Origin of the sequence: Kaistella sp., assembly GCF_041824135.1 — a bacterium.
In the GTDB taxonomy this organism is placed as follows: domain Bacteria; phylum Bacteroidota; class Bacteroidia; order Flavobacteriales; family Weeksellaceae; genus Kaistella.
This window is the reverse complement of record NZ_JBGZYM010000018.1, coordinates 1-8855: the sequence shown is the minus strand read 5'-3', so window position 1 is coordinate 8855 and position 8855 is coordinate 1. Positions and strand designations below refer to the sequence as shown.

Annotated in this window: 11 protein-coding genes; 9 read left to right on the top strand and 2 right to left on the bottom strand. The window is 30.2% G+C overall.

From position 1 onward, the window contains the following. The coding region (locus tag ACEYOS_RS01995) for a zf-TFIIB domain-containing protein (protein WP_373797488.1) at positions 1-126 on the bottom strand (126 nt) is incomplete at its 3' end. A 24-nt stretch (positions 127-150) separates the two neighbouring features. After that, the gene (locus tag ACEYOS_RS01990) at positions 151-810 is read right to left on the bottom strand and encodes a DedA family protein (protein ID WP_373797487.1); all 660 of its coding nucleotides are present in this window, start codon (positions 808-810) and stop codon (positions 151-153) included. Positions 811-964: 154 nt separating this feature from the next. Between ACEYOS_RS01990 and ACEYOS_RS01985 the strand changes: the two genes are divergently transcribed. The 9 genes from ACEYOS_RS01985 (at position 965) to ACEYOS_RS01945 (ending at position 8761) form a co-directional block, all read left to right on the top strand. Next, entirely contained in the window at positions 965-1618 is a 654-nt protein-coding gene (locus tag ACEYOS_RS01985; RefSeq protein WP_373739054.1) for a TetR/AcrR family transcriptional regulator, read from the top strand. Positions 1619-2038: 420 nt separating this feature from the next. After that, complete coding sequence (locus ACEYOS_RS01980) at positions 2039-3358, top strand: phage integrase SAM-like domain-containing protein (RefSeq protein ID WP_373710231.1); 1320 nt, start codon at positions 2039-2041, stop codon at positions 3356-3358. A gap of 3 nt (positions 3359-3361) precedes the next feature. Further along, positions 3362-4321, top strand: coding sequence for a hypothetical protein (locus ACEYOS_RS01975; RefSeq protein WP_373710230.1), 960 nt, complete (start codon positions 3362-3364; stop codon positions 4319-4321). Between the two features lie 233 nt (positions 4322-4554). Further along, on the top strand, positions 4555-4857 hold the full coding sequence (locus ACEYOS_RS01970) for a DUF3853 family protein (RefSeq protein ID WP_373710229.1): 303 nt from the start codon (positions 4555-4557) through the stop codon (positions 4855-4857). 1 nt (position 4858) lies between these two features. After that, positions 4859-5830 carry a DUF3987 domain-containing protein gene (locus tag ACEYOS_RS01965; RefSeq protein ID WP_373739055.1) on the top strand — a complete coding sequence of 324 codons (972 nt, stop codon included), beginning with the start codon at positions 4859-4861 and terminating at the stop codon, positions 5828-5830. Positions 5831-6085: 255 nt separating this feature from the next. Next, a complete protein-coding gene (locus ACEYOS_RS01960) occupies positions 6086-6244 on the top strand; it encodes a hypothetical protein (RefSeq protein WP_373710227.1) in 159 nt (52 codons plus the stop codon). Between the two features lie 221 nt (positions 6245-6465). Then, entirely contained in the window at positions 6466-7371 is a 906-nt protein-coding gene (locus tag ACEYOS_RS01955; protein WP_373710226.1) for a DUF6371 domain-containing protein, read from the top strand. 144 nt (positions 7372-7515) lie between these two features. Then, a complete protein-coding gene (locus tag ACEYOS_RS01950) occupies positions 7516-7812 on the top strand; it encodes a mobilization protein (RefSeq protein WP_373710225.1) in 297 nt (98 codons plus the stop codon). Position 7813: 1 nt separating this feature from the next. Further along, on the top strand, positions 7814-8761 hold the full coding sequence (locus tag ACEYOS_RS01945) for a relaxase/mobilization nuclease domain-containing protein (RefSeq protein WP_373710224.1): 948 nt from the start codon (positions 7814-7816) through the stop codon (positions 8759-8761). The last annotated feature ends 94 nt before the right edge of the window (positions 8762-8855 follow it).

The following is an 8855-nucleotide window of genomic DNA, read 5'->3' as shown; positions in this document are numbered from 1 at the left end:
GCGTTCGATTATTTTATCGAGTTCACCGCGGTCTAACCAAACCCCGCGACAATCCGGGCAATAATCAATTTCGATTCCGTTACGGTCTGCCATTGTTAAGGCAACATTACAATTTGGACATTTCATAATTTTCTATTTTTTTAAATTAAATTAAACTGTTTGATTGGATTCTGCTTTTTTAGTCATTAATTTTATGATCACTGGTGCGGTAACCAATAAAACCAGACCTATTAAAATATATTCTAAATTATTTTTAACCCACGGAATATCACCTAAAATGTAACCCAATGAGGTGATGCTTACAACCCAAACAATTGCACCAACGACATTGTACATCGCAAACTTTTTAAAGTTCATTTCTACTGTTCCGGCAATGATTGGAGCAAAAGTTCTTACGATTGGTAAGAAACGAGCAATAGCAATAGCAAAGCCTCCTCTTTTTTCATAAAAATCGTGCGCCGTTTGAATGTGTTTACGTTTCAAAAACCAGGTATCTTCTTTTCTATTGACGATGTGTTTGAATTTATAGCCAAACCAGTAGCCGAAAAAATTTCCTAAAATTGTTGAACCTGTAAATAATACCATCCAAAATAAAAGGTTGAAAATTTGCGTCTCAAAAGGGTATGGCGTTTCATTGGCAGAAGCGATGACCATTCCTGAAACAAACAAAAGAGGATCTCCTGGCAGAAAAAAACCAATGATAATTCCTGTTTCAATAAATAAGATCAGCAGGACTAAATACAGTCCGCCATTTTTCATGATCCAATCCGGATCTAAAAGATATTGAAGGGATTCTAATATAAAATCCATTTGCAGTAGGTTTTTTAATTCTTGACAAAAGTAGTTAAACTATTTTAAATAGAAGTAACACTATCATAAAAAAGAGTAAAGTTTTTTTCGGTAGATTTGTAAAAACTTTTTCAGGAAAGAAATAATACCTATGGAATATCAGTTCAAAATAAAAATGAACGAAGGCTTATATCTTCGTAATCCTGAAGACACGGATTTGGGAAGAAAAATTCTGAAACACAGTGTAGAACTTATTTATAAGTTAGGATTCGAAGCTTTTACTTTTAAAAAACTCGCCGAAGAAATTGGTTCAACAGAAGCGGGTATTTACCGCTATTTTGAGAACAAGCATAAATTATTAATTTATATTACTGCGTGGTATTTTGGATGGATAGAATTTCAGATCAATTTCCAGACGAATAACATCAAAGACCAGAAAGTCAAACTGCAAAAAATAATTAGTTTATTAACATCTCCTATTGAAGATGACAAGCAAACAAGTTATATAGATGAAAGTCTTCTGCATCCTGTAATCGTGGCGGAAGGTTCCAAAGCCTATTTAACAAAACAAGTGACGGAAGATAATAAATTGGAGTTTTTTCAGCCCTACAAAAATTTATGCACACTCATTGGTAATGTGATTTTAGCGTACAATCCAACTTACAGATTTCCCAAATCTTTAGCGTCAACGATTGTAGAAATAGCGCATTTTCAAAACTTTTTCATGCACAATCTTTCCTCACTGACCGATTTCAGCAAAAGAAATAAAGAAACTGAAATAGTTGAATTTTTAAATGATTTGGTTTTTTCGAGTTTAGATCGATCTTAAATTTTTTAAACTTTGTAATTTGCAATGTTAAGTTATATGGTTTTGCGTATCGCTTGAAAATCAAGGTTCTTTTTTGTTCAGTACAAATACAATAATTTTTTACAACAGCTCAAATAGAAGTATTGAAAAGATGGAAAATATGCTTAATGGTGTGAGAGTTTAGGAATAATAGAATAAAAAAATCAAGAACTTTAGTCCCTGATATAGTCCCTTTTTAATAAAAAATATCCCTTTAAATCAATGACTTACAGGGATATTGTAGAGAGGATGGGATTCTCATCTATGATATTTCTAAGTGTCTCTAATTGTCATTATTCCCTTTTAATAGGGGTTTGTAGCGTTTTTGTATTTTAAGATATTTCTTAAATATCATTGCGTATCATAAAAAATGGCTGTAGATTTGGCTGTAAATATTTTTTTATGATTAACATTAAAAGAAAAATAACAGTTGATATTGAAAGAAGAAAAAAGAAAGGTGTAGTTGTTAATGATAACGCACCAATATTTATTCGTCTAACCTTCTTATCTAATAGAATAAATTTTTATAGCGGTTTCAGAATAAATATTTCTGACTGGGATGCCGAAAAAAAGGAAGTCATTTCTGGTCGTACAAATTCTAGTGGACAAACTGCTGAAGAAATAAACATAAAAATTGACAAGTATAAATCTGCAATTCAGTCGTTCTTTTATGAATGTCAAATCAAAAATCAGATACCAACTATTGAAGAGGTTAAGGATGCTTATGAAAAGATAAAAAATGATGGTGTAGAAGTAAAAAAAATAAAAAAGTTAAAGGTTGAATTAATAGAAGTTGAACCTAAAGAAGAAATATCATTTTATAAAGTGTTCGACGAATTCACTTCCTATAATGGAAAAATTAATAATTGGACAACTGATACTTATGCAAAGTTAAAAACTTTAAAAACTCATTTAGAAGCGTTTAATCCAGAACTTAGATTTGAGGATTTAACTTTAGAAGGATTAAGCAATGTTCTAACTTTTTTTAGCAAAACATTAAAACTTCGAAATACAACTACCAAAAAATATGTCGAAAATATTAAGTGGTTCTTGAGATATGCAGTAAAAAAGGGATATACAGAAATTAAATCATTTGAAGATTTTCAACCAAAACTTAAAATCGCAAAGAAGAAACTCATTTTTTTAACGGAATCTGAAATTTTGCAAATAAAAAACTTTAAGATTCCTGAATCTAAATTATATTTAGACCGCGTTCGTGATGTTCTACTTTTTCTTTGTTATTCTGGTTTGCGACATTCAGATGCTTATAAATTGAAAAAATCAGATATCAAAGACGGCAGATTTGATGTTACCACTCTAAAAACAAACGACAGTCTTGTAATTGAACTTAATAGAACATCTCAGGATATTATTGATAAATATAAAGATATTCCTTTCCAAAATGATAAAGCACTTCCGGTTATTTCTAATCAAAATATGAATGAATATTTGAAGGAACTTGGGCAGTTAGTAGAAATAAATGAATCTATTACAGAAACATATTTTATAGGTAATGAAAGACACGATGAAACCAAACCCAAGTATGAACTTTTAAGTAGTCATGTTGGAAGGCGTTCTTTCGTGTGTTTATGCATTGCTAAAGGTATTGGTTTACAAATTATAATGAAGTGGACAGGACATTCAGATTACAAATCGATGAAGCCATATATTGAAGTTGCAGATTCAACAAAAGCGATTGAGATGCAAAAATTAAATTTTTAGGAAATGAAAACAAGTGAACATTTAGCCTTCCTACAAAGAATAGCAACTGGTGTTAATACAGTTCGAAATACAAGTGATGTTACAAAGGGTTTATTAGACCATATCATATTTTTCTGTAAAATAGATGATGCTCTAGTTTATGAAGATTTGCTGCGAAGCGAAAATATTCCACTTCTTTTAAGTGAATATAAAGAAATGATATCAGAGATTAAAAAGAAATTTAACGATAGTCAAAGTTTAATACAAGAGTTTTCTGTAACTGTCTTCTTTGAACAATTACTTCTTCCTTATGATTACAAAATTGAGGTTGAAAGCAAACGACTTGAGTCGTACAGAAACGAAGATAGTTTGCTGCAATGTCAATTAGAATCATGGAGTATGAAATATTCCGAAGAATCTGTTGAGATGAAAAATTTAACCAGGGATTTCGAAATTGCTAATAGTGAATACAATTTTCAGAAGCAAAAACTTGAGATTGTTCAAAAAGAAAGAGATGAGTTTTTTGAAAATAATTCTAATATTCTTTATTTCAGTTTCAGTCCATTTCTAGAAAAAATGGACATTATAGAAAAATGGATACTGCGACTTTCCAACTCAAATACTTTTTCACAAATTATATTTAAGGATGAAGATTCCATAGAATTAGCCTATTCGATTTTAATAAAAATGAGTCTATTGAAAACTGTTTCACTGCCAGAATTTTATAATCAGATTACATTAAGTAAGGTGCTTAGTCTCGAAAAGAACCCGAGTAAGGATAAATATATTGCTTATTCAATAAACAAATTGAAAGCATTTATTGTTGACAATAAAAAAGAAATATGGGAGAAGACGATTGTAGAATATTTTCAAATCCAAAATTTTGATAAAATAAAGACTGTTAACCAAGATCACCTAAAAACTAAAGATCATGAAGAAATTGATTTGAAAATAAGCAATTATTTTGAAAGTCTCAAGAGTTAAAATAGTCGCAGAGAGTCTTGAAATTTATTATTCTCTAATAAAATAGATGCAAATGACCTCATAAAGTCCTATTACATTTTTTAGCATTTTATTTTTATTTTATAAAGCATTGAATATCAGTATTAAATTATTGATATTTTTTTTATTTCCATTTTTCTCCATTTCGAATTTTATGTCTATTTGCAATGTTAAGAACGGGCATATTAATTATTAAACTTTAAGTAAAATTCAAAATGGAAATCGAAAATCTTTTAGAAAAGCCAATCTGGCAAATGACAGGTCAAGAATTTTTGGCATTAAATGAACAGAGTAGAAGTACGGTTCAAGATCAACAAATAGTTTCAATTTCGGATAACTCCTTAAATAAAAAATATGTTTATGGAATCCGTGGAATTGCAAATCTTCTCAATTGCAGCATTGCAAAAGCAAATCGCATAAAAAAAAGAGGAATTATTGATGAAGCAATAATTCAGGAGGGACGTTCTATCATGGTTGATGTTGAATTGGCTTTAAGTCTAATTAAAAACAAGATGTAAGATGGCGCAAATGGAAAACGACCGATTACACGACGGATATCAAAAAGACACATCATTTTTTCACTCAAACAACGATAATGAAAATATTCATATTCTCAACGGCTTAAAAGAAGATTTCAATCTTGTTTCAGGCAAAAACATATTCCCCGTAAATGTATTTCCGCCAATGATACAGAAACTCGTCGGTGAATTAGAAACAACCTTAAATTTCTCTCCTGATTATACTTCTGCTTCTATTTTATATGCGGTTTCGGTTTCGATTGGAAATCGAATTCAACTGAAAGTAAAAAACAGTTGGTTAGAAAAATCAAATTTATATATGGTTCTTGTTGGTAGAACGGGAGATGTGAAAAGTCACTCGGTTTCGTTTTGTCTCCATCCTTTGATGAACTTAGATAAGCAGAATTTTGACCAATATCTTTTAAAGAAAAAAGAATATGAACAATTACCAATTGAGGAAAAGTCTAAAACTACAGTTCCGGTTCTTCGGCAATTATTGTTAAATGATTTTACGCCAGAAGCATTTGTAAAAGCACATTATTTTAATCCTAGAGGAATTGGATTATATACTGATGAAATTGCAGGATTTTTTAATTCCTTTAATCAGTATCGGAAAGGAAGCGAGGAAGAATCCTATTTGTCTGCGTGGAGCGGAAAACCGATTATAAAAAATAGAATTTCTGGCGAAGAAATGAGAGTAGATAATACGAAAGTAGATATTATCGGAACCATGCAAGAAGCGATTTTGTCGAGTGTTTTTCATTCAAATAAATTAAAAAATGGCTTTATTGATCGGCTACTTTTTGTGTTACCGCATAAATATGTAGACAATAGATGGAATGATCTCGATTTGGATGAAAAATATATTGAATGGTATTCAGAATTCATAGAGAAGTCTTTTTACATAGCAGAAAATTCTGAAATAGTACTTGAATTTCATACTGAGGCAAAAGAATATCTGTACAAATGGTAGAATAACCAAAAGAATGATTTTGAGTTCGAGTACCAAAGAGGAATTTCTGTCAAATTGCAGCAATACGTTTTGAGGTTTTCAATTTTAATTGAAGTGATTCATTCATTTTGCAATGATGAGAAACTTACGAACATTTCTTTAAGAACTTTAAAATCTGCAATTAGGCTAAGAGATTATTTTTTTGAAAATGCAGTCCGTGTTTTTGAAATCATTGATAATACCTACTATGACTCGCTCACGGAAATACAAAAAAAAGTGTTCGACAAACTCCCGCAACAATTCAAAACAAGCGAAGGAATTGAAATAATTTCTAAAGAAGATTCGATGAAAATTAGAAGTTTCAAAAACTTTTTAAAAGATGAAAAACTCTTTAAAAAAATCGCTCATGGGATTTATGAAAAACAAGTTTTTTAGAGGTTATTATCAATCTCCTACTGCACTATTTGCACTATTGCACTTTGACTTTTAAAATATTGAATATCAAACATTTAATGACAATTTAAAATGCAATAAAGTGTAAGAAGTGCAAAATCAATTTTTTTCAAAGTGCAGAAAGTGCAACGAAAGTGCAAAGAAAGACACACGTCAATCATCGATGAATAAAGGATAGTGCAGAAAATGTAAAAAGTGCAGACATGATTAAATACAGATATAAATTAGATCCTGGTTCAAAGAAATATAAATGTCCCAATTGTGGAAAGTTTTCATTGGTAATTTTCACTGATATTGAAACAGGTGAACTCATGGAAAATTATGGAAGATGTGATCGAGAATCGAAGTGTGGGTTTTTCTATCATCCTTCAAAAGATGGTTTTCAAAATAGTAAAAGTTCAACGGTATTAAATCATTCAACGTATGAATTTTTTCCTTCATTTCATAAAAATGATTTGGTGGAAATATCAATGAGGAATGATAATAATTTCCTGAAATATTTAAGATTTCTATTTGGAATTTCAAAAGCAAAAGAGGTTCAAGAAAAATATAAAATCGGAACGCTTCCCGAATTTAATAATGGAACAATTTTCTGGCAAATTGATGAACAAAAAAAAGTGAGAGCCGGCAAAATAATTCAATATTTTGAAACAGGAAAAAGAACAAAAAACATTACGTGGATGCATCAATTTTTAAAGATGAAAAAGGAAATTTCAGATTATAATTTATCACAATGTTTGTTCGGTTTGCATTTAATAACTGAAAATAAATCAAGCATAATTGCTTTGGTAGAATCCGAAAAAACTGCATGTGTGATGAGTGTGAAATTTCCTGATTTTTTATGGTTGTCTTGTGGTGCAAAAGGTGAGTTTAAATTGCGAAAATTAGAAACAATTAAGCACCGAAAAATCATTGCGTATCCAGATTGTGAGATTCAAAAAAAAAGTACAACTACCTATCATGAATGGAAAAAGAAAGCAACAGAATTTAACAAATTGGGATTTGAAATTTACGTATCAGATCTGCTGGAAAAAGAAGCAAGCCTGCAACAAAAACGGCAAGGAATTGATATTGCAGATTTTTTTATGAAAAGAGTAAATGGGACTTAGGTAAACGGTTTTATATCGAGATGTGCCAATTGCGCTACAAATCGTTCCGATTTTGCAACTTATTGGCAACTCGCTTTTTCTCCCGATGGTCAAAAAAGGAAAAATTGCTTCACAATTTTAAAATTAAAAGTAAACAAATTAAATATGAAAAATAAAGAATTTAGGTTCAGAGTTTCGCCACTCGAACAGCAGATTATTAAAAACAAAATCACCAAAACAGGTCTTTCTATTTCAGAGTTTTTACGGAGACTATCTTTGGGTTTAGAACTCAAAAATAAACTCACAGAAGATGAAATTGAATGCTATAAAAACCTCTCAAAATTTGCAGATAATTTCCGCAGAATTTCAAATTTATTTAAGCTTGGTGATGTTACCGGAGTGAAGAATGAAACTATGGAAGCTTCAAGATTAATAAAAGAACATTTAGAAAAATTGAGGTAAAATGATAGGAAAAATAAAATCATGTATTGGTGGTTTTTCACTTTTTAATTATGTGATTGACGATGAAAAAGGTATGGAATTATTGAGAAATAATCTTTGTGGGGAAACTTCAATTGAACTTATGAGAGAGATGCAAATTATTCAGAATTTGAATCAAAAAGCTACAAATAAATTGATCTCAATGGTGCTTTCTCCACATGTTGATGACGGTGAAAAATTTAGTAAAAAACAATTGCAAAATCTGACAAAAGAGTTTCTGAAAGAATTAGAAATTGATGTGGAAAATTCTCAATTCATTGCCTTTTTGCACACAGAAAAACGACATCGGCATATTCACATTCTTTTAAATAGAGTAGATGAAAATGGAAAATTATTCCAAGACCATCATATAGGAAAAAAAGCGCAATGGGCTGCACACAGAGTTGCAGAAAAAAATGGATTGATTTCGGCAAAACAAATCAGAATTGATAAAATAAAAGCAGCAGAAGACATCAAATCTGATTTTAAAAATATAAGAAGAGAAATCTATCAAAAACATTTAAGAGTGATGGAATCTAAACCAATGACGATGGAAAAATATTTGGCAGAAATGCTGAAAAAAAATATAAAACTTATACCAACAAGCAATAAGCAAGGTGAATTGCAAGGTTTTCGAGTGAGAAATATGGAAAATCAAACCGAAATGAAAGCAAGTGAAGTTCACCGAAACATGGGATTTAAAAACCTACTGGATTCAGGATTGTTTTTTAAGAACGGGAATTATAATTTAAATAACACAATGCAAAAATTGAATGAAGATAACTTTCAAAAAAATGAAAAAGATTGGAGTAATGCTGAAAAAAAGAATAACAACTTTGTCTCCCAAAATATTTTTGCTCCAAGTCCATACATTGTGGATCACACTGCAGATGAACTAAAAAGAAAACGAAAAAAAATATTCAAAAGATAAAAATGGCGCAGAAATTAAAAACACAAGATTTAATGGAGGTTTTCAATAAGAATCTCAATGAAGTAAATCTAAAATTCGATTTGAATAAAGAAAT